At 22.5% G+C, this 21,884-nt stretch carries 20 protein-coding genes and 3 tRNA genes; 16 read left to right on the forward strand and 7 right to left on the reverse strand.

Going from position 1 to position 21,884, the window contains the following annotated elements:
* The first annotated feature begins 323 nt into the window (after positions 1-323).
* Positions 324-1,586, forward strand: coding sequence for a multifunctional CCA addition/repair protein (locus AB4W77_RS00275; protein ID WP_367681491.1), 1,263 nt, complete (start codon positions 324-326; stop codon positions 1,584-1,586).
* 648 nt (positions 1,587-2,234) lie between these two features.
* Here the strand turns inward: AB4W77_RS00275 and crr are convergent.
* The 4 genes from crr to cysK form a co-directional block, all read right to left on the reverse strand.
* A complete protein-coding gene (gene crr / locus AB4W77_RS00280; protein WP_367681492.1) occupies positions 2,235-2,738 on the reverse strand; it encodes a PTS glucose transporter subunit IIA in 504 nt (167 codons plus the stop codon).
* Between the two features lie 37 nt (positions 2,739-2,775).
* Positions 2,776-4,503 (reverse strand): phosphoenolpyruvate-protein phosphotransferase PtsI, encoded by a 1,728-nt coding sequence (gene ptsI, locus AB4W77_RS00285; protein ID WP_367681493.1) that lies wholly within the window; start codon positions 4,501-4,503, stop codon positions 2,776-2,778.
* Positions 4,504-4,651: 148 nt separating this feature from the next.
* Positions 4,652-4,909 (reverse strand): HPr family phosphocarrier protein, encoded by a 258-nt coding sequence (locus tag AB4W77_RS00290; protein ID WP_367681494.1) that lies wholly within the window; start codon positions 4,907-4,909, stop codon positions 4,652-4,654.
* A gap of 183 nt (positions 4,910-5,092) precedes the next feature.
* Positions 5,093-6,040 carry a cysteine synthase A gene (gene cysK, locus AB4W77_RS00295; protein WP_367681495.1) on the reverse strand — a complete coding sequence of 316 codons (948 nt, stop codon included), beginning with the start codon at positions 6,038-6,040 and terminating at the stop codon, positions 5,093-5,095.
* Between the two features lie 741 nt (positions 6,041-6,781).
* Between cysK and ligA the strand changes: the two genes are divergently transcribed.
* On the forward strand, positions 6,782-8,794 hold the full coding sequence (gene ligA / locus AB4W77_RS00300; RefSeq protein WP_367681496.1) for an NAD-dependent DNA ligase LigA: 2,013 nt from the start codon (positions 6,782-6,784) through the stop codon (positions 8,792-8,794).
* Between the two features lie 54 nt (positions 8,795-8,848).
* Here the strand turns inward: ligA and AB4W77_RS00305 are convergent.
* Together AB4W77_RS00305 and AB4W77_RS00310 are read right to left on the reverse strand one after the other, a co-directional pair.
* A tRNA-Lys gene (locus AB4W77_RS00305) sits at positions 8,849-8,921 on the reverse strand.
* Between the two features lie 6 nt (positions 8,922-8,927).
* A tRNA-Val gene (locus AB4W77_RS00310) sits at positions 8,928-9,003 on the reverse strand.
* 226 nt (positions 9,004-9,229) lie between these two features.
* On the opposite strand from AB4W77_RS00310, the gene gltX reads away from it, so the two are divergent.
* A complete protein-coding gene (gene gltX / locus AB4W77_RS00315) occupies positions 9,230-10,633 on the forward strand; it encodes a glutamate--tRNA ligase (protein WP_367681497.1) in 1,404 nt (467 codons plus the stop codon).
* A 114-nt stretch (positions 10,634-10,747) separates the two neighbouring features.
* Positions 10,748-10,820, forward strand: a tRNA-Ala gene (locus AB4W77_RS00320).
* A gap of 92 nt (positions 10,821-10,912) precedes the next feature.
* Here the strand turns inward: AB4W77_RS00320 and fliE are convergent.
* Entirely contained in the window at positions 10,913-11,218 is a 306-nt protein-coding gene (gene fliE, locus AB4W77_RS00325) for a flagellar hook-basal body complex protein FliE (protein ID WP_367681498.1), read from the reverse strand.
* Positions 11,219-11,450: 232 nt separating this feature from the next.
* Between fliE and fliF the strand changes: the two genes are divergently transcribed.
* From fliF to fliR, 12 genes are all read left to right on the forward strand, one after another.
* Complete coding sequence (gene fliF / locus AB4W77_RS00330) at positions 11,451-13,259, forward strand: flagellar basal-body MS-ring/collar protein FliF (RefSeq protein WP_367681499.1); 1,809 nt, start codon at positions 11,451-11,453, stop codon at positions 13,257-13,259.
* Complete coding sequence (locus AB4W77_RS00335) at positions 13,256-14,242, forward strand: FliG C-terminal domain-containing protein (RefSeq protein WP_367681500.1); 987 nt, start codon at positions 13,256-13,258, stop codon at positions 14,240-14,242. Before fliF ends, AB4W77_RS00335 begins: the two co-directional genes overlap by 4 nt.
* Positions 14,242-14,931, forward strand: a complete 690-nt coding sequence (locus AB4W77_RS00340) for a FliH/SctL family protein (protein WP_367681501.1) — start codon at positions 14,242-14,244, stop codon at positions 14,929-14,931. The genes AB4W77_RS00335 and AB4W77_RS00340 overlap by 1 nt, the downstream gene beginning before the upstream one ends.
* Entirely contained in the window at positions 14,931-16,307 is a 1,377-nt protein-coding gene (locus AB4W77_RS00345) for a FliI/YscN family ATPase (protein ID WP_367681502.1), read from the forward strand. Before AB4W77_RS00340 ends, AB4W77_RS00345 begins: the two co-directional genes overlap by 1 nt.
* A gap of 127 nt (positions 16,308-16,434) precedes the next feature.
* Positions 16,435-16,782 (forward strand): flagellar FliJ family protein, encoded by a 348-nt coding sequence (locus tag AB4W77_RS00350; protein WP_367681699.1) that lies wholly within the window; start codon positions 16,435-16,437, stop codon positions 16,780-16,782.
* A complete protein-coding gene (locus AB4W77_RS00355) occupies positions 16,783-18,012 on the forward strand; it encodes a hypothetical protein (RefSeq protein WP_367681503.1) in 1,230 nt (409 codons plus the stop codon). It abuts the gene before it with no gap.
* 117 nt (positions 18,013-18,129) lie between these two features.
* Positions 18,130-19,092, forward strand: coding sequence for a FliM/FliN family flagellar motor switch protein (locus AB4W77_RS00360; RefSeq protein WP_367681504.1), 963 nt, complete (start codon positions 18,130-18,132; stop codon positions 19,090-19,092).
* Between the two features lie 16 nt (positions 19,093-19,108).
* Positions 19,109-19,510: a flagellar motor switch protein FliN gene (gene fliN / locus AB4W77_RS00365; RefSeq protein ID WP_367681505.1), complete on the forward strand. Its 402-nt coding sequence runs from the start codon at positions 19,109-19,111 to the stop codon at positions 19,508-19,510.
* A gap of 20 nt (positions 19,511-19,530) precedes the next feature.
* Positions 19,531-19,872 (forward strand): flagellar biosynthetic protein FliO, encoded by a 342-nt coding sequence (fliO, locus tag AB4W77_RS00370; protein WP_367681506.1) that lies wholly within the window; start codon positions 19,531-19,533, stop codon positions 19,870-19,872.
* Positions 19,873-19,967: 95 nt separating this feature from the next.
* Positions 19,968-20,651: a flagellar type III secretion system pore protein FliP gene (fliP, locus tag AB4W77_RS00375; RefSeq protein WP_367681507.1), complete on the forward strand. Its 684-nt coding sequence runs from the start codon at positions 19,968-19,970 to the stop codon at positions 20,649-20,651.
* 72 nt (positions 20,652-20,723) lie between these two features.
* Complete coding sequence (gene fliQ / locus AB4W77_RS00380; protein WP_367681508.1) at positions 20,724-20,993, forward strand: flagellar biosynthesis protein FliQ; 270 nt, start codon at positions 20,724-20,726, stop codon at positions 20,991-20,993.
* On the forward strand, positions 20,993-21,778 hold the full coding sequence (gene fliR / locus AB4W77_RS00385; protein WP_367681509.1) for a flagellar biosynthetic protein FliR: 786 nt from the start codon (positions 20,993-20,995) through the stop codon (positions 21,776-21,778). The genes fliQ and fliR overlap by 1 nt, the downstream gene beginning before the upstream one ends.
* Positions 21,779-21,884 lie beyond the last annotated feature (106 nt).

Genomic DNA, 21,884 nt, shown 5'->3' on the forward strand with positions numbered 1-21,884 from the left:
AGACATATATTAAAATGTTTTTTATTTAATTAAATGATTTTTTGTTACGTTTGATAAACGTAATGTTTATATATGATATATATAATATATATATTATAATTGTATTATTATTTATATTTTTATCTTACATAAGATAAATCTTTATATATTTTTAATATAGTTTTATTAAAAAATATGTTTTATATAATTTTTTATTAATATTATTTTGATAAAAATTTTTTATATTTTTTTAATATATTTTTATTATTAAAAAATTTTTAGTGATATATTCTTGCAATCATAGGTATGTAATGTATTAAATAGAAATTAACAGGATATATTTTATGGACATATATTTGGTAGGTGGAGCTGTTAGAGATAAATTATTACATTTATCAGTTAAAGATAAAGATTGGGTAGTTGTAGGTTCTAATGCTGAAATTTTACTTAACAAAGGTTATAAACAAGTTGGTAAGGAATTTCCTGTTTTTATTCATCCGAAAACCCGTGAAGAGTATGCTTTAGCACGGACAGAAAGAAAATCAGGGGTAGGTTATCATGGTTTTAAAGTTAATTGTTCTTCTAAAATAACGTTAGAAGAAGATTTAATTAGGAGAGATTTAACAATAAATGCTATAGCTCAAGATCAATATGGTAATTATATTGATCCGTGTAACGGGAAAAAAGATCTTAAATTAGGAATATTGCGTCATATTTCTAGTTCATTTAAAGAAGATCCGTTACGGGTATTAAGAGTTGCTCGATTTGCAGCTACTTTTAATTATTTAGGATTTAGAATTGCAAGAAAAACAATGTTATTTATGTCAGATATAGTTAAAAGCAGAGAATTATCTTATTTGAAAAATGAAAGAATTTGGAAAGAAACAGAAAAGGCTTTAATGACATCTCATCCACATGTTTATTTTCAGGTGTTACGTGATTGTCAGGCTTTATCTATTTTATTTCCTGAAATAGATAAATTATATTCTGCTAATTTTTCAGTACATATAAATAATTATATTACAAATATAAATAATTTTTTTTTTATGGCTTTAGCAAAAGTGTCTAAAGTGAGTAAAAAAATAGATATAAGATTTTCTTGTTTATGTCAATTTTTAAGCATTGGTTTTTCTTCTTTGTATAATAAAAAAAAATATGAATTTTATGATAATTTTTCTGCTTCTTTAATTAAAAGATTATGTAAGCGGTTACATGTTCCTTCTGATATTCAAGATTTAGCAGTTTTGATTTCTGGTTTTAGTAATTTTTTATATGGTATTTTTTTTCAAACTACACAGTCTATTATGATTTTTTTTGATCGTATTGATGCTTGGAGAAAACCTGAAAGAATAGATAAATTAGTAATTTTAATTAATTTTTATGCCGATTATTTAAATTTAGTAAAGTTAATTTTATCTCCAGGTGCATATTTAAAAAATATATTTTGTATAGCAAAAAGTGTTTCTATTAAATCTATTTTACAATCAGGATTTACTGGAATCGGAATTAAGTCAGAATTAACGCGTTTAAGAATTATTTTAATTAATAAATGGCGTTTATTTTTTTTAAATGATATGTATACGAATATATTAGAAAATTGTTATTAAATAGTATTAACAATAAAATATGTATTTCTATGTATATAGAAATATGGGGTTTAATAAAATATATTAAACATATACTTAATATATTAAGTATATGTTAATAATTATTTTAGATTTATTGTTTATTATAAATTGGCAAATAATTAATAAGAGAAAAAAATTAAAGATAGGAAGTATTAATATAATAATATTATTATAAATATAATAGTAAAAATATAAATAAGTTTTTATAATAATAGAATTTATATTATTTTTTATGATAGTTAATTATTAAGAGAGCATTTTAGACTTTAATTTGAAGATATTTCTGAATAAAAAACAAATACTGAAAATTTTAATAATGAAAAATTTTTTATATCATTTGTATTTTTTATTTTTTAGATTTATTAAATAAAATTAATATTTATAATTTTATTAATTTAAATTAAAAATATATTATAAAAAGTAAAAATAAATATAAATTCAGTAATAAATATGTTCAATGATATTAAAAATAATTTTTATTAATTAAATTAATGGATGTTATTATTCATTTTTTTATAAGAAATAAGAAATAAATTTTTGGTAAAAATATTTTTTTAATAAAAAAAGTTATCGAATATATTGATACAGTTAAAACGGTATTTATCATACCGTTTTAACTAATATAAATTATATTATTATACTCATAATTGTTGTTTTTCCTGCAATAGTATTACCAGAATATTTTTTTATTGATTTTATTTTTTCCATATTAGATATTACAACAGGAGTGATGATAGATTTAGAGTTTAATTTTAAAAATGGTAAATCTAAAAGAATAATTTTATCTCCTACTTTAACAATGTTAGATTCTTGAATAAATTTTTTAAATCCTTTTCCTTTAAGATTAACAGTATCTATACCAAAATGAATAAATAATTCAATACCTTCATTAGATTGAATAGAAAAAGCATGCATAGTTTTAAATATTGTTCCTATAGTGCCATTTACTGGAGCAACAATTTCATTACCTGTAGGTTCGATTGCTATTCCATCTCCAACAATTTTTTGAGAAAAAACCGCATCAGGTACATTTTTGATATCTATAATTTTTCCTGATATTGGTGATTTTACGTTAATAACTTGATTAAAATCATCTTTTTTTTTCTCAAAAAAATTTGAAAATAGTCCCATGAATTTCTCCTAATACTTTTTTGGATAAGATAGTTTTTTAATAAAAATTTTTATTATTATTAAATTTATTTATTACATCAATTAATTCCTGAGCTGTAGCTTGATTTAAAGCTTCTTTTGCTACTTTTTGTGCTTCTTTAAAATTTACTTTTCTTATTATTTTTTTTATAATAGGAATATTTGGGGAACTCATACTTAGTTTATCGATTCCCATTCCTAATAGTAATATTGTAGCGCGTTTATCTCCTGCTAATTCACCACATATACTTGTCCATTTTCCTTCAAGATGAGAAGCATTGATCACCATTTGGATTAAATTTAGTACAGATGGACTCATTGGATTGTAAAGATTAGATACGCATTTATTACCACGATCAACAGCTAACGTATATTGAGTTAAATCGTTGGTTCCTATGCTAAAAAAGTCAACTTCTTTTATTAAGTGATGACATATAATTGCAGAAGCCGGTGTTTCTATCATAATTCCGATTTCTATTTTTTTATCAAATTCTATTTTTTTTTCAGATAATTGTGATTTTAATTTTTTTAATTCATACTTAAGAATTCTTACTTCCTCTACTGAAATAATCATTGGAAACATAATTTTTAAATTACCAAACGCTGAAGCTCTGAGTATGGCTTTTAATTGATCATGTAAGATATCTTTTCTATCTATAGAAATACGGATAGCTCTCCAGCCTAAAAAAGGATTTTCTTCTTTAGGGAAATTCATATACGGAAGATTTTTATCTCCTCCAATATCCATTGTTCTAATAATTATAGAACCCCCATTCATTTTTTCAGCTATTTTTTTGTATGTTTGAAATTGTTCTTCTTCAGATGGTAAATTTTCACGTTTCATAAATAAAAATTCAGTACGATATAATCCTATAGATTTCGCTCCATTTTTTTTTGCATTAGGAATGTCATTAATATTTCCAATGTTGGCCCCGAGTTCTATTTGACGTTGATCTAAAGTAATGGCCGGTAATGTTTTTAACAAAATTAATTTTTCTTTTTTATTTATGTATTTTTCTTTTAATATTTTTATTTTATTTATTTTATCTTTATCAGGATTAATATAAATTATATTGTTGATAGCATCAATGATAAGAAAATCGTCATTTTTAACTTTTTTTGTGATATTACCAGTTCCTACAATAGCCGGAATTTCTAGTGATCTGGCGATAATTGATGTATGGGATATATGACTTCCTAAATCAGTAATAAATCCTAATATTTTTGTACTATTAAGTTGTGCTGTTTCTGAAGGTGTTAAATCTTTAGCTACAAGTATTACTTTATTGTTTATATTTTTTAAATCAATAACATTTAATTTAAGAATATTACGCAATAATCTATTGCCTATATCTCTGATATCTGTTGCCCGATTTTTTAAATATTCGTCTTCTAATTTTTCTAGCGAATTAACGTGTTTTTGAATGACAATATCAGTTGCATAATCTGCAGAAATAAATTTTTCTTGAATTAGAGAAATAATTTCTTTTTCTAATTCTTCGTCTTCTAGAAGCATAATATAACCTTCAAAAATTTCTTCTTTTTCTTTTTCGAAAGATAAAATTGCTTGTTTTTTTATTTCTTTTAACTGTAGTAATGTTTTTTTTCTGCCTTCAAAAAAATTTTTTATTTCTTTAGTAATTTTTTTATAAGAAATTTTCTTCTGATTGAGAATAATATTTTCTTCTTTTAATAATATAGCTTTCCCAAAAGCAATACCTGGTGATGCTAAAATACCTGAAATCATAATGTTACCTTTAGATGTAAAATAGCGAATTAAATTTAAGAATATTATTATCAGGAGATATTAACTGGAGTTTAAATATTCCGGAAGTATAGAAATATTACTTCCGGTATTTTCTTTATGCTAATATAAATATTGTTTAATTTAATAATTATTTTAATTCTGATATAACGTTTTCTAAATGTGTAATTGCTTTTTTTTCATCTTCACCTTTTGCAGATAAAGTAATTATACTACCTTGAATTAATCCTAAAGATTGTAGTTTAAATAAACTTTTAGCACTTGCATTTTTTCCTTTACAAGTTACAGTAATATCAGATATGAATTTTTTTGCTTCTTTAACAAATTGAGCAGCTGGACGAGTGTGTAATCCATTTTTTGCTGTTATTGTAATATTTTTTTGAAACATAAATTGCCCTTAATTTTATTTTACGATCAATTTATCTGTTAAATAATTTTATTAAATACATTTATTCAAATGTTTTTAACATTTTTTATTTAAAAGTTAAAAATAATATGATTTTAAGAATAAGAATGATTATAAAAAACAAAATTACTATAGTTTTTTATAAAATGGTATAATGTTTACATTTTATATTTCAGAAAATAAATCAGTGCTTAGGTATCTTTCTCCAGAAGAAGGAAGAATTACAACAATATTTTTATTTTTAAATATACTTTCTTTTTGTATTTTTATAGCTGCAGAAAGAGCTGCTCCTGAAGAAATACCAGCCAAGATACCTTCTTTTTGCATTAGCATACGTGCTGCTAAAATTGATTCTTGATATGATACAGTCATAACTTTATCTATTAAATTTAAATCTAAATTTTTAGGAATGAATCCAGCTCCAATACCTTGTATTTTATGTGTTCCAGGTTTTATTTTTTTTCCGGAAAGAAATTGTGAAATTACTGGTGATTGATCTGGTTCAACAGCTATAGAAATGAAGTTTTTTCTTTTTTTTGTTTTTTTAATATATCTACTAATTCCTGTAATTGTTCCACCAGTTCCAACTCCCGATATTAGTACATCTATTTTACCGTTGGTATCGTTCCAAATTTCAGGTCCTGTCGTTTTTTCATGTATTTCTGGATTGGCTGGATTATCAAATTGTTGTAAAAGAACATATTTTTCTGGATGTAAAACATACATTTCTTTTGCTTTTAAAACAGCTCCTTTCATGCCTTTTTTGCCATCTGTTAAAATTAATTGAGCTCCTAATGCTTTCAGTAATTTTTTACGTTCTAAAGACATGGTTTCTGGCATTATTAAAGTAATTTTATAATTTTGAGAAGCAGCAATGTATGCTAAAGATATTCCGGTGTTACCGCTAGTTGCTTCTAATATTTCTTTTTTTTTATTTAGTATACCTTTTTTTTCTGCATCCCATATCATATTGGCACCAATCCGGCATTTTACACTGAAACCTGGATTTTGAGATTCAACTTTTACTATAATATAACCATTACCTATTTTTTTTAATCTGATCAATGGAGTATTACCAATTGTATAAGATTGATCTGAATATATTTTTTTCATAGATGTTCCAATATTGTATTATATAATATTATTTTTTATGCTGAAATATGATTGTATTAGTTAATGGTTAACTTAAAATTTTATATAGATAAAATGTTTTTAATGATTAATAAATCTTTTTTAAAATTTATAGTAATTTAATTAAATTATCATTATTAATAAATAAAATTTATACAATATTAGTTAAGTAATAATTTGTTGATTAAAACTATTTTTAAAATTTTATAAGAATGGTTTTAATTAAATAAATTTTATTCTTTAATAATTAAAACTATAGAATAAAAAATAATGAATTTTTTATTCTATAGTTTTAATTATTAAAGAATAAAATTTATTAAAAATTACGTTTTTATTCTTTTAATTTAATTTCAAATTAACATATAAAATAAACAATTATTTTTTATTATTTTAAATAAACAATAAAAATATAAACTATTTTATAATTTAAGTATAGTTTAATGTTAAAACAAATAATTTTTATTAGTTAATTATATTTATTGAAGTAATAATATAGTCCATATTAAATTATTATTTAATAAATTATTAAATAATAAAAATGATATTATTAATAAATAATATTATTGATAGAATCAATTTTTATTAATTAAAAATGTATTAAAAATAAAATATAATTATTTTTCGTAACTATCAAATTTTAATATTTTATTAAATATATTACATATGTAGTTTTTTATTTTTTATAAGTTTTATTTTTAATATTTTTATATAAAATGGTGTTTTATGGAATTTTATAAAAATAAAGTTTTTAAATTAAGACAAAAAATTTTGTACCATAATTATTTATATCATACATTGTATGCTCCTGTTATTTCAGATGAAAAATATGATAGTTTAATACGGGAATTACAAATATTAGAGGAAAAATATAATCTATTAATTAATACTCATTCTCCTATGCAAAAAATAGGATCCGCTATTCAAAGTGGTTGTAGGTCATTTTTTCATTTAACGCCTATGTTATCTTTAGATAATACTTTTAATATAAGTGATTATTTAAAATTTGAAAAAAAAACTAAAAATATTTTAAATATTAAAGATTCAATAGAAATATGTTGTGAACTTAAAATAGACGGCTTAGCATTAAATTTAATATATAAAGAGGGGAAATTATTCAAAGCAGTTACGCGTGGAGATGGAAAATTTGGAGAAGACGTAACTAATAATGCTATAAGAATGAATACGATTCCGTTAGTTTTAAGAGGTGATAATATTCCATATTTAATGGAAATTAGAGGTGAAGTATTTATTAAAAATAGTGATTTTTTATCGTTTAATCAAGAATCTGGAATTAAGAAAGAAAAACTTTTTTCTAATCCGAGAAATGTAGCAGCTGGATCACTGCGTCATAATAGATCTAGTACAATAATTAAAAGGAAATTAATGTTTTATGCATATGGATACAATGTGATTAAAGGTAAAGATGGGGTTAGTAACCATTTTGATAAATTACAAATTTTAAAAAAATGGGGATTACTTATTGATAATCACACTGTATTATGTAGTAATGTGAAAGAAGTAAGCTTATTTTATCATAAAATAGAAAAAAAACGTTCCTTATTAGATTTTAATATAGATGGTATTGTTATAAAGATAAATAGTATTAAATTTCAGAAAATATTGGGTATTTCTAATAGATTTCCTATTTGGGCTATTGCTATTAAATTCAAATCTTTTGAAAAAATTACAAAGGTTTTACGTGTAGATTTTCAAACAGGAAGAACGGGTATTATTACTCCTGTTGCTCGTGTGAAACCTGTTGAAATATCTGGAGTCATAATATCTAATGTTTCATTGCACAGCAAAAATCAAATAGATAAGATAGGATTATCTATAGGTGACGATGTGACAATATGTCGATCTGGAGACGTTATACCAAAAATTATAAATGTAGTAAAATTAAATACTAATTCGAAAAGAAATAATATTATTTTTCCTAAAAATTGTCCAATATGCATGTATAAAATAATACAAAAGAAGAAAGATGGTCATTTTTATTGTAGTGGAGGATTTAATTGTGATGGACAACGTAAAAAAGCATTTTATCATTTTTTTTCAAAAAAAGCGTTAAATGTACAAGGATTAGGATGTAAATTAATTGATATGTTAGTAGATAATAATTATGTTAAAAATCCTGTAGATTTCTTTAAATTAAAAATGAATGAATTAATAAAATTAGATCGTGTAGGTATAAAATTAGCTAAAAATATTTTACAATCATTAAATAAATCACGATCTGTAGTGTTGAGTAAAGTTATTTATGCTTTTGGAATTTGTGGAATAGGTTTAACAACGGCTATTTTACTTTCTAATTATTTTAAAAATTTAAAAAAATTAATCTATGTTAATAAATCAGATTTATTTAAAATAAAAGGATTAGGACCTACAGTTTCTGAAAATATTTTTAATTTTTTTCATAATAAAAATAAAATAAAATTTTTACGTGATTTAGAAAAAGAATTAAATATTTATCCTGATGTTACTGATCGTAGATTTAACATAGTAAACAAAAATATTTTTTTATATAATAAAATTATTGTTATTACTGGATTTTTTAATGAAATTTCTAGAAGACAATTAATTAAAAAAATAGAATATTTAGGTGGTCAAGTAGTAAATTCTATTTCTAAAAAAGTAAATTTAATAATTGTAGGTAAAAATCCTGGTTTAAAGTTAATGCGAGCTAAAAATCTAAAAATAGAAGAGATTTATAATATCGATTTTTTATTGCATTAATTTTAGTTTAAAGTGTATAAATAAAATTTATTTTTAAATATTAATATTTTAATTTGGGTCGTGCAGGATTTGAACCTGCGACCAATTGATTAAAAGTCAACTGCTCTACCAACTGAGCTAACGACCCTCAAACTGGTGGGTGATGACGGACTCGAACCGCCGACTGCCTCCGTGTAAAGGAGGAACTCTACCAACTGAGTTAATCACCCTGAAGAATTATTTTTATATTTGTAACTCCTATTTTAAAGATCAATCAGAAGCAGTCAATCTTTTTTTTTAATAAAATATCTATTTGTTTTATTTTTAATCATAATGATTTTTTTTTGATCTAAACTTTAGTCTTATTGTAAGAGAATATTAAATTATTTTAATAATATCCAATAGATAAGTGTAAGATTGTTTCTGAAATGTAAAAATAATTTTTAGAGGTAACAGATGATAATTAAGACTCGTTTTGCTCCAAGTCCTACAGGAAATTTACATATAGGTAGTATACGTACAGCTTTATATTCATGGTTATTTGCTAAACGTAATAAAGGTATTTTTGTTTTACGTTTTGAAGATACTGATTGTGAACGTTCTACAAAATTATCTATAAAAAAAATTTTAAAGGGATTAAAGTGGTTAGGATTAACATGGGATGAAGGACCGTATTTTCAAACTCAAAGATTACAACATTACATAGATATTATTGATTCTATGATTCTCTCGGGAAAAGCTTACAAATGTTATTGTTCTACATCTAGATTAGAAAAGTTAAGAAAAAATCAAATTTTAAAAGGAGAAAAACCGCGATATGATGGTAAATGTCGTGATATTAAAGGCAATTTTTATGGTAGTGTACCTTATGTAGTAAGATTTCGTAATCCTGAAACAGGAAAAGTAATTTTTTATGACGAAATAAGAGGGAAAATTGTTTTTGAAAATAAAGAGTTGGATGATTTAATTATTTTACGTAGTAATGGGATTCCTACATATAATTTTTGTGTTGTCATAGATGACAGAGATATGAAAATTACTCATGTTATCAGAGGAGAAGATCACATTAACAACACTCCTCGCCAGATTAATATATTAAAATCATTGGGTGCAGATATTCCTATTTATGCTCATGTATCGATGATTACTGAAAATAGCGGGAGAAAAATGTCTAAAAGAAATAATGTTATTGATGTGATGGAATATTATCAGAAAGGATATTTACCTGACGCTATTTTGAATTATATATTGAGATTAGGTTGGTCTTATGGGAATCAAGAAGTTTTTAGTTTAGATGAAATGAAAAAATTATTTAATTTAAAGGGATTAAGTAAATCATCAAGTTGTTTTAATATAAAAAAATTGCTATGGCTTAACCATTATTATATTAATAATTTATCTGTAGATTATATAGGAAAATGTTTAGAACATTATTTTCAAACAGAAAATATAGACATTTCAAAAGGTCCTGTTTTAACTGAAATAATTAAAATAACAGCTCGTAGATGTAATACTTTAAGAGACATGGTACAATTATCTCGATTTTTTTATCAAGAATTTGAGTATTTAAGTAATGAGGTAACAAAAAAATATTTAAATAATAATAATATAACTATATTACAAGAAATTAGAAAAATGATTGCAGATCTTTCAATTTGGAGTGTATGTAATTTATTACAATTAGTAAAATTATTATCTATAAAATTGAATATTACTTTATCTGCAGTTGCTATGCCGATTCGTTTTGCAATTACTGGTTCAGAAATTTCTCCAAGTATTGATATTACAATGTATTTTATAGGTAAAGATCGTTTGTTATCGCGTATAGGCAAAGCTATCAATTATATAAATGAAAATTAAATAATGAAATTAGTTAAAAGTTTGGTATTTAATTGATATCATTTTAATTATTTTAAAGTTATACTTTGTTTATTAATGAATAATATATTTATTTAATAAATAAATTATATTTTTGGGGTCATAGCTCAATTGGGAGAGTATTTGCATGGCATGCAAAAGGATGGCGGTTCGACTCCGCTTGACTCCATCACTATAATTTTTTATATTTTTGTTTTTATACTTATTTTTTTTAAATATAAAAAATATGTGCTGGAATTTCCCCAGCACTATGTAGTAAATTTAGACTTGCATATTCATAATTTCTTGGTAACCAGATACTAATTTGTTTCTAATTTGAACAGCTAAATGCATAGAAATAGTAGATTTTTGTAAGTCTATCATTACATCACTTAAAGATACTCCTTTTTTTTCTAACATTAAATTTTTGGAGCTTTCTTTTGCATTTTTTTGAATTAAATCTATTTTATTTAATATATTTTTAATTAAATATGAAAAATCATTAGATAATAATTTATTTTTTTTTTCTACAGAAGTTAATATATTAAAATTTATTTTTTTAATGTTATTAATGTTATGAATAGACATTATACCTCTACATATTAGAAATAATATTGTTGCCAATATAATAGCATAATTTTACTTTGATAATAAAATATATTAAAACTATAGATTTTTTGTTCATCAAATTTTATTATATAAAATAAAAATAATAACAAGAAATCATTAATAATAAAATTATTTTAAATAATCATATTAAATATTTTTGATTTATTTTGATTACTGTTAGTTTAGATGAACTATCAGACAGGAAATTTTTATGAATTTTGAAAAAAACGTTAATACAAATGATAAATCAAAAGAAAAAGGAATATTTAATTATTTTTTTTATAAATTAAGTATAACTTCTAAAATATTAATAATTTTAATAATATTAATAGTAATTTTTTTTTATGTGACCTCTGTGTGGGTTAAATCTGAAAAATATAGTGTATTATATAATCGATTATCTAACAGAGATAGAGGAGCAGTTATTTCTCAATTAGTGACTATGAATATTCCTTATATATTTAATGAAAATTCAGGTTTATTGTCAGTCCCTCATGATAAAGTACAAGAAATTCGTTTTTATTTATCTGAACATGGGTTACCTAAAGGATCTGGAATCGGATTTGAGATATTAGATAAAGAAAAATTTGGAATGAGTCAGTTTAATGAACAAATTAATTATCAAAGAGCTTTAGAAGGAGAATTAGCGAGAACAATTGAAAGATTAGATTTAATAAAATCTGCTAGAGTACATATTGCGTTACCTAAATCTTCTTTATTTATACATGAAAAAAAAGAACCAACAGCATCTATTATTTTAGATTTACAATCTGGACAACATTTAGACAGAAGACAAATAAATGCTATTTTACATTTTATTTCTAGTAGTGTATCTGGATTGACACCAAATCATGTTACTATTGTTGATCAATCTGGTAATTTATTAAATAATCTAGATTTTGTTGATAACGAAGTAAATGATATGAAGTTAAGATATAGTGAAGAATTGGAAAAACGTTATAAAAAAAGAATAGAAGATATTTTATCTCCTGTCGTAGGATCAGAAAATATTTATGCCCAAGTCACAGCACAAATAGATTTTGATAATCAGGAAAAAACGGAAGAAAAATATAAACCTAACTTTAATAGTTCTAATCAAGCTATTCGATCTCATCAAAGCACCCACAATATAGATTATACTGGAAAAGATTCCGATATATTAATATCAAATTCTCCTGTAAATGAATCTCTTGATGTATCTGAAAATAAAATTAATGCTATTAGATCAGAAAAATTATTAAATTCTGGTAAAAAGCAAGATATGTATTTAAAAAATCATGGTAATGAAAATAAAAAATTTTATTTTCCTGAAAACGCTAAAAAATATCGGGATGATATTGTTAACTATGAGTTAGATCACACTATTCTTCGTACTAAAGTAAATATTGGAGAGATAAAAAGGTTATCAACAGCTGTAGTAGTTAATTTTATTAAAAATAAGCAAGGAAAATATGTTCCATTACCAATTGATTTAATGAAAAAAATTGAATATTTAACTCGTCAAGCTATCGGGTATTCTAAAAAACGAGGAGATACTGTTAATGTTGTTAATTCTTTGTTTATGAATAAATCAGATATTTCTAAAATGTCCGATAAAATCAAATTTAATATAAATAAATGTGATTTAGTTAAAAAAATAGATACAAAAAACATACATGATTTAAATAAGAAAGAAGATGAAATTAAATTTGATTTAATATGGAAAAAGTTAACTGAATCAAATTTATTAATAACTGCTTATCCTTTCGTTATTTTATTTTTGAGTGGTATTATTTTGTTAGAACTTATTGTTTTTAAAAGAAAAATAAATAAACTTAAATACTTACATGTTAATTTCTTAGATAAAAGAAAGCAAAAAGTAGAATCTAAAATTAATAAACAAGATAAGGGTTCTTTTTCAGAAGATAATGATATTATGAATGTAAGTAATGTTAAAAAAACTATCGGTAATTTATCTAGAAATGAAGAAAACATTATAGAAATGATTGTGAAAAAATGGATAAGTGATAAAAAATTATGAGTTTAAACGGTATTGAGAGAAGTTCAATTTTATTAATGTCGATAGATGTTGATTCAGCTGTAAAAGTATTAAAAAAATTAACAATTTTGGAATCACGTAAGATTTTGAAATGCATGGTAAATATTAATAATATATCTTCTGTAGAAGTAAATAAAGTATTAAAAGAATGTGTAGATTTTATTCTTCCAAATAACTATTTTAGTTACGTTTATGGTGACTATTTATTTTCAATTTTAAAGAAAACATTAGGTGAAAAAGAAGCAACTATTTTTTTAGAAGAAAATGTTAGTGTAAAAAATATGGATTATATTTTTGAAAAATTAAAGAATATAAATCCGAAACAGTTATTTGATTTAATAAAAAATGAGCATATTCAAATTATTACTGCGATATTGGTGTACGTAAAAGATTATCAAGCAGCTGAAGTTCTTGATTTATTCAACGAAAAGAAACGTTCTCAAATTTTACTGCGTATTGCTACATTTTCTGGTTTAAATCAATCTGGGAAAAAAGAATTAGTAAACATAGTTACTGATATATTGAGTCGTTACGAATACATGATAAATAATCAGAGATCTTTAAAAAAAGTGGCGAAAATTTTAACTTTAATGAAAAATCATAAAAAAAAGTCAATTATTCATGATTTATCTAATTTTAATATAGATATGACAAAAAAAATTTTAAATGAAATTTTTTCGTTTAAAAATTTAGTTAATATGCAAGATAAATATATTTGTGATTTAGTAAATCATGTAGATTTAGACACAATATGTATAGGATTATCTCATACCGATGATTTATTAAAAAATAAATTCATAAAAAATATGTCAGAACAAGATGCGAGTTATTTACGGGGACAATTATCTAAAAAAAGTACTTTATTAACATCTGACATTACCAATGCTCAAAAATTGATACTTAAAACTATGCGATCTTTTTTAGAAAAAGAGGAAATAACCATTAAAGAAAACAAGGTAGAATAATGTCAGATATAATATCAAATAAAATATGGGAAAAATGGTATCCAGAAGAATTAGTTTCATCAAAATTTTTAAAAAAAACTACTTGTGTTATACATAAAGATAAATTATCGAAGATAAATTTAATCAAACGTGCTGGTATTAATTTAAAAAAAAATTTTTATGATAAAAAAGAATCTAAAATATCTGAGAAAAATTATCGAAAAAAAAACATTAAAGAAGAAGATCGTAAAATTGAAATAAACAAAAGTTTGTTAGAACTTGAAAAACAAAAACAAATTGTGCAAAAAAAAATTGATATATTTCTTTCAGAATTTGAATTAGAATTAGACAATTTAGATAAAGTTATTCCTACTCATTTAGTTCATTTGGCTTTAAAGATAGTTACAAAGATGGTAGGTGATACTCCTTTAATAAAAACTTCTTTTATTTTGAATAAAATTAAAGAAATAATTCAGAATGAATCTATTCGTTTTTACAAACCTAAATTGATAATTCATCCAGATGATTTAGATATGATAACAAAAAATTTTGGTAAAATTTTTGATAAGCATGGTTGGAGAATATTATGTGATCATGAAATACGTTTAGGTGGTTGCAAAATAGAGTCAGAAGGTAGTAATTTAGATGTCACTATTTCTACTCTTTGGCGCGAATTATGTCGACTTTCTTTTTTTAATGAGCATTATTAATGAATTTAAGATTAAAAAAATGGTTAAAAAGAATAACTATTTTTGAAAAAAAACTTGATAATCTTCCTGTTGGTTTTAGTTATGGATATTTGACAGGTATAAATGGTATTATTTTGGAAGTAACAGGTTTGAAGTTACCTATTGGATCTCTATGTTTTATAGAAAATTTTTTTGACGAAGATAGTAATGAAATAGAATGTGAGGTAATCGGTTTTAAAGAAAATAAATTATTATTGATGCCTGTTGAAGCAGCAATAGGGATTCAACCAAATTCGCGCGTATTTTCTAAATTAACAAATAATAAAATGGTTAATTTTACTACTTTTTTACCAGTTGGTCTTGAATTATTAGGAAGAGTATTAGATAGTTTAGGACGTCCATTAGATGGATTTAATAAGTTAGAAGTTAAAGATTTTTTAGCTTTAACTTTTGATAAAATAAATCCTTTAGATCGTTGTCCTATTACTGATGTATTAGATACAGGTGTACGATCAATTAATTCTTTATTAACTATTGGAAGAGGACAAAGAGTAGGTTTATTTTCTAGTTCAGGATTAGGAAAAAGTGTGTTATTAGGAATGATAGCCAGATATACTAAAGTTGATATTATTGTCATAGCATTAATAGGTGAACGGAGTCGAGAAGTAAAAGATTTTATAAATAATATTCTTGGGTCAAAAGGTTTATCTCGTTCTATAGTTATTGCTGTTCCTGCAGATTGTTCTCCATTGTTACAAATTAAAGGAGCTATTTATGCTACTCGTATTGCTGAATATTTTAGAAATAATAGATATCATGTTTTATTAATTATGGATTCATTGACACGTTATGCAATGGCTCATCGAGAAATATCATTATCAATAGGAGAGTTACCAGCAACTAGAGGTTATCCTCCTTCTGTTTTTTCTAAATTATCCTCTTTAGTAGAAAGAGCAGGTAACGGTAAAAATGGTTTGGGTTCTATTACAGCCTTTTATACAGTGTTAACTGAAATTAATGCAGATAATGATCCTATAGCAGAGTCAGTAAGATCATTTTTAGATGGACATATTGTTTTATCGAAAATTTATGCGGATTCAGGACATTATCCGGCTATTGATATAGAAAGTTCGATTAGTCGATTAATGCCTAATTTAGTTGATAATACTTACTATTTACAGGTTTGTTATTTTAAAAGATTAGTTTCTGTTTATCAACGTAATCAAGAATTAATTAATGTTGGTGCTTATGTTTCAGGAAATAATCTGATACTCGATCAGGCCGTTAAAATTTGGTCTAAATTGGAAGTTTTTTTAAAACAAGATATTAAAGAATCTTATGATTATATTAATTCTTGTCAATCTTTAAAAGAATTGTTAGGTAATATCGATAATTAATATCTTATTTTTAGGAATATATATGATAAAAAAAAGATCTATGATTGCTATTTTAAAAATATTGGAAAAAAAAAAATAGAACATATAGCGATTATGTTAAAAAGCATTATTTTAAAAAAAAAAATCTATTGAACAATATGATGTATTAAAAAAATATCAATATGATTATAATAATCAGTTAAATAATTATGTTAAAGTTGGTATAACTGGAGTAACATGGAAAAATTATATTAAATTTATTAAAATGTTGGAAATAGGTATAGAAGAGCAAAATAAAACAATTGTAGATTATAATAATGATTTAAAAAAATATTTTTCTCATTGGTGCCATGTAAATAGTAAATTGAAGGGATGGGAATCTTTAGATCTTAAAATAATTTTAAAAGAATTAAAAAAAACAACAGAATTAGAAGAAATAAATATAGATGAACTTTATAAATTAAAATTTTTAAAAAATAGAGGTATAAAACTATAAATGTTACATATATTTAATTGTTTTAAACATATGTCAAGTTTTATTAATGTTAACTCATCGATATTAAATAGGATATTAAATCCTATTCAATATCGATATAAAAATATTTTTTTATTACGGAAAAATATAAATGAAAATCAAATAAAAAAATATCAAGATTCCGATATATTTTTATTTGATTTTTTATTTTTTTTTCAATTAGATAAAAGAATTATTGTTCACACATCTTCATCTTTGTTAAATGATAATATTTTTTCTAATTTTAAAATAAAAGATAGAAATTTTTACAATAATTATTGCAAAAAAAAATTATTTATTCCACTTAATAAAAAAAAGAATAAAATTAAATTAAAAGTTAATCAATCAATAAAAAGAAACAATTTATTTTTTTATTTTAATCATAAAAAAAAAATGTTAAATAAAATTTTATCTTTTAATACAAATATTAATTTTTTAAAAAAAGAATCGGAAGTTAAGAAAAAAATATTTTTTTGCTTAAATTTTAATTTAAATAATTTTAAAAAATGTGTATCTTCAAAAAACGCTATAGTTAAAAATTTTAAGGAATCTACAGATAATATATTTTTATTAGAAAAAAAATATAATGAAATTCCTTATTTTTCTGAAGAAAATATTTTTTTTGTAAAGAAAAAGACAAATAAGAAATTTTCTTTTAAAATTTTTAATAAAAATAATTTTATGGATTTTACTAATAAAAATAATTTTTCTTTGATTGGTAAAAAAAATAATTTAAGTTTTTTTTCTTATGTAAAATTAAATTTTTCCTATATGAATAAGATTTGGAAGAAGATAATCAATTATGAAAAGTTAAATAAAATTCATAATACAGAGTATGTTGTAGATTTTAAATTAAATCAAGAATATTTAGGTTTACTTGTTTTTAAGTTAAAAATGAATTGTAGAGATAAAATTGCTAAATTTTTTATTTTTTCTAAAAATGATAAAATATGTACTTTTTTAAAATCATCAATTTCTTTTTTAAAAGACATTTTTAGAAAAAATAGTATTAAGTTATCAGAAATTACTATTAATAATAAAAATTGTTCTCAATGTAAAAATTATAAAAATAAGAAACAAAATTTTAATAATTTAGTTAAGGCATCTATTTTAAAAAAAGAAAATGAAAAAATAAATTCTGTTTTTTTATACAATAGAGACAATTTTCAAAATATTTTTTTTGCTTCTAATAAAATTGATATTTATGCTTAAAATTTATTTAAAAAATATTTTATCATTTTTAAAATTCTTAATAAGAAAATTTTGATTTTTTAAAATAAATCGTTTAATAAACAAAGGATGGTAATAAAAATTGACGTTATAAATAATATGAAACACATAATTAATGATTATCATAACAGAAAAGATAATAAAAAACATGTTGTACAATCAAAAAAAAATCATATAAGAACATATAATATAAAAAATAATTATCATGTCGTACAAAATGATATTAATTTACTGAAAAGAATAAACAATTTTTTTATAAATCAATTTTCTTTAGATTTAGCTAGTTATCTAAATATTAATAAAATTGATATAAAATTATATGCATGTAACGTTGAAATGTATAAAATTAATACTGAATATACAAAAAAAACAATGGTTTTAAATAGGATTGATATTAAAGAATGTAAAGATTTTGCTTATATGATTTTTTATTTTGATTTTTTATCGATGATATTTGAAAATTTGTTTGGAGGAAATATATCGAGAGAAAATATAAATGATAATAGTAAAAATATTACTGATATAGAGTGTAAAATAATAAAAAATATTACTAAAATAGCGATAAAAGCATATGAAGAATCTATTAAAAAATTTTTCCCAATTCAAATGAGTTTGTCTAAATATAAAGTGATTTCTAATGGAGAAAACACGTTTCATTTAAAAAAAAATACATGTTTTGTTACTACATTTCATATTATAATTGGTAATTTTAAGGGTTTTTTTGAAGTATTAGTTCCTTTATTAAAAATAAAAAAATGTTTTTTATACAAAGATATTGTAAAAAAAACAAAAGGTCATACAGATATAGATAAAAAAACTATGCTGAATAATGTACATAATTTAAAATTAACGTTAACAGTGCAATTAAAAGATAGTATTATTTCTTTATCAAACATTTTAAATTTACAATTAGGAGATATAATACCGATTCAGAATCCTGAATTTGGTATTGTTTATGTCAACAATCTTCCTATTTTATTAGGTAAATATAAGATTGTAAATGGAAGACATGCCTTATGTGTTAAAGATTTGATAGGATTTGATATTAAATCAAAATTGTAATAAGGTACAGAGTATAATGAATACTATAAAGGAATCACCAGAAAATAAATTATTTAAGAAAAATAATGGAGAAAATACAGATTTCAAAGATGTTGAGAATGGTTTTGTAAGTAACGAAAAAGAAAAAAAAGATGAAAATTTGATATTAAATACTAAAGATAATTCGGTATTATTAAAAGATATACAGCATATTATTGATGTATCAGTTAATCTTTCTGTGCAATTAGGTCAAGCTAAAATAAAAATAAAGGATTTACTTAATATATCAACAGGATCAGTGCTTGTATTAGATAAGTTAATAGGTGAATCTTTAGATATTTTTGTAAATGAATCTTTAATAGCTAAAGGAGAAATAGTAGTAGTAGAAGATAAGTATGGGATACGTATTATCAGTATTTTAAATACTTCAAAAACGTAAAATTTTAGAGTTTATAATTAATGGAAAATAATATTATACGACAAGTATCTCCGATACTTTCTAATGGTTTAATAGAACAGACATTATCTCAGGTTAGTTTAACGTTATTTCAGGTAATTGTATTAATAATTTTACTTAGTTGGATGATTAAAAAATTATTTTTAATGAAATCACATAAAATGAATTCATTTATTAAGATTGTATCTAAGATACCTATTGGATCGAATGAAAGTATTGTAGTAGTAGATATTCAAGATAAAAGGTTGGTGTTAGGTGTAACGAAAAATAAAATTACTTATTTACATACTTTAACATATTTTAAACCAGTAATTTCAGAAAAAAAAAATCAGAAGCTATGCTAATTACATTAAATTCAGAAAATTTTTTTAAATTGATTTTTAAAAACGTAATTTTTTATCGTATAATTTTTATTTTATTTTTATTTTTTTTCTCTCCTATGGCATATGCAAATATATCAGATGGTATTAATGATAATTTATCCGATGGAGGAAAAAATTGGGTTTTTTCAATACAAGTACTAGTATTATTGACTTTTTTAACATTTATTCCTGCTATGCTTTTAATGATGACTAGTTTTACCAGAATTATTATTGTTTTTGGTCTATTAAGAAATGGATTAGGTACACCTTATGCTCCTTCAAATCAGATTTTAATAGGATTAGCTTTATTTTTAACTTTTTTTATTATGTCTCCTGTTTTTGAAAAAATATATCAAGAATCTTATTTACCATTTAGTGAAAATAAGATTACTATGGAAGTAGCGATTGAAAAAGGAATACCTCCTCTGAAAAAATTTATGCTGCATCAAACTCGTGAAACTGATCTTAAGTTATTTGCAAAATTAGCGAATATTTCAAGTTTTGTTAGTGAAGATGAAATACCAATGCGTATTGTATTACCGTCATTTATTACTAGTGAATTAAAAACAGCTTTTCAAATTGGTTTTACTATTTTGATTCCTTTCTTAATTATAGATTTAGTTGTTGCTAGCGTTTTAATGGCGTTGGGAATGATGATGGTACCTCCTTCAACAATTTCTTTACCTTTTAAATTAATGTTGTTTGTTTTGGTAGATGGTTGGTCATTACTAATTAGTTCTTTAACACAGAGTTTTTTATGAATTAAAATACAATTATATAATGTTATTTTAATATATATAAAAATATTATTTATAATAATAATGGTGATTTTTATGACTATTGAATATGTAATGACATTATTCTATGAAGCAACAAAAATAGGTTTAATAATTTCAGCTCCGTTATTGTTATCGGTATTATTTACAGGATTAATTATTAGTTTATTACAGGCAGTTACTCAAGTAAATGAACAAACGTTGTCATTTATTCCGAAATTAATTTCTATCTTAATTACAATAATAATATTAGGACCGTGGATGTTAGGTATTATGTCAGATTACATTAAAACTATATTTTATAATATACCTCTGATTATTCGATAATGATTATTTTTAATAAACCTCATTTTTTTTTATTTTTTATTAATTTTATTTTTCCATTTTGTCGTATTTTGGCATGTATTTCTACGATTCCTATTTTTGAGAATAATTTTTTTAGCTATAGAGTAAAAATTTTGTTATCAGTAATAATTACTTTTTTACTTATTCCATTTTTACCAAAATTAGAAATAGTTTCATTATCTTTTATTCATATATTAATTTTGATAGAACAGATATTAATAGGTATCGTTTTAGGAATGATGGTGCAGTTTATTTTGTCTGTAGGACAGATTGCAGGTGATATTATTGGCATTCAAATTGGATTATCTTTCTCTACTATTTTTGATGTAAACAGTCATATTAATACATCGATTATATCTCGATTTTTTTATATATTTATTTCATTATTGTTGATATCTTGGAATATTCATATTTGGATAATATTAATATTGATTCATACTTTTTATGTGATTCCAGTAGATAAATTATTTTTAAAATCTATGGTGTTTTTAGATATAGTTCAATTTTATAGTATTATTTTTAAAAATGGAATGATGTTGAGTTTGCCTATAATAATTGTTAATTTAATATTAAATATGGTTATGGGTATTTTAAACCGTGTATTGGCTCAATTATCTATTTTTTCAATAGGATTTCCTATAACTTTATTAATTGGAATATTTTTTTTAAATTTATTGATATTTATTATTGTTCCTCATATAAAAGATATATCTCAATTTTTAATATTTTCTTTTTTATCTTTTTTAAAAAATTTTACATCATCATAAAGTATGAATATTTTTTAAAGGAAAAAAGGTTATTTTAATAATGAAATTTATTTAAATTTTAATTAATAGAAATTATTTTTTAATTGCTATTAAAAGAACAGACCTT

The organism is Buchnera aphidicola (Pemphigus immunis), from assembly GCF_964059115.1.
Classification (GTDB): domain Bacteria; phylum Pseudomonadota; class Gammaproteobacteria; order Enterobacterales; family Enterobacteriaceae; genus Buchnera_C; species Buchnera_C aphidicola_C.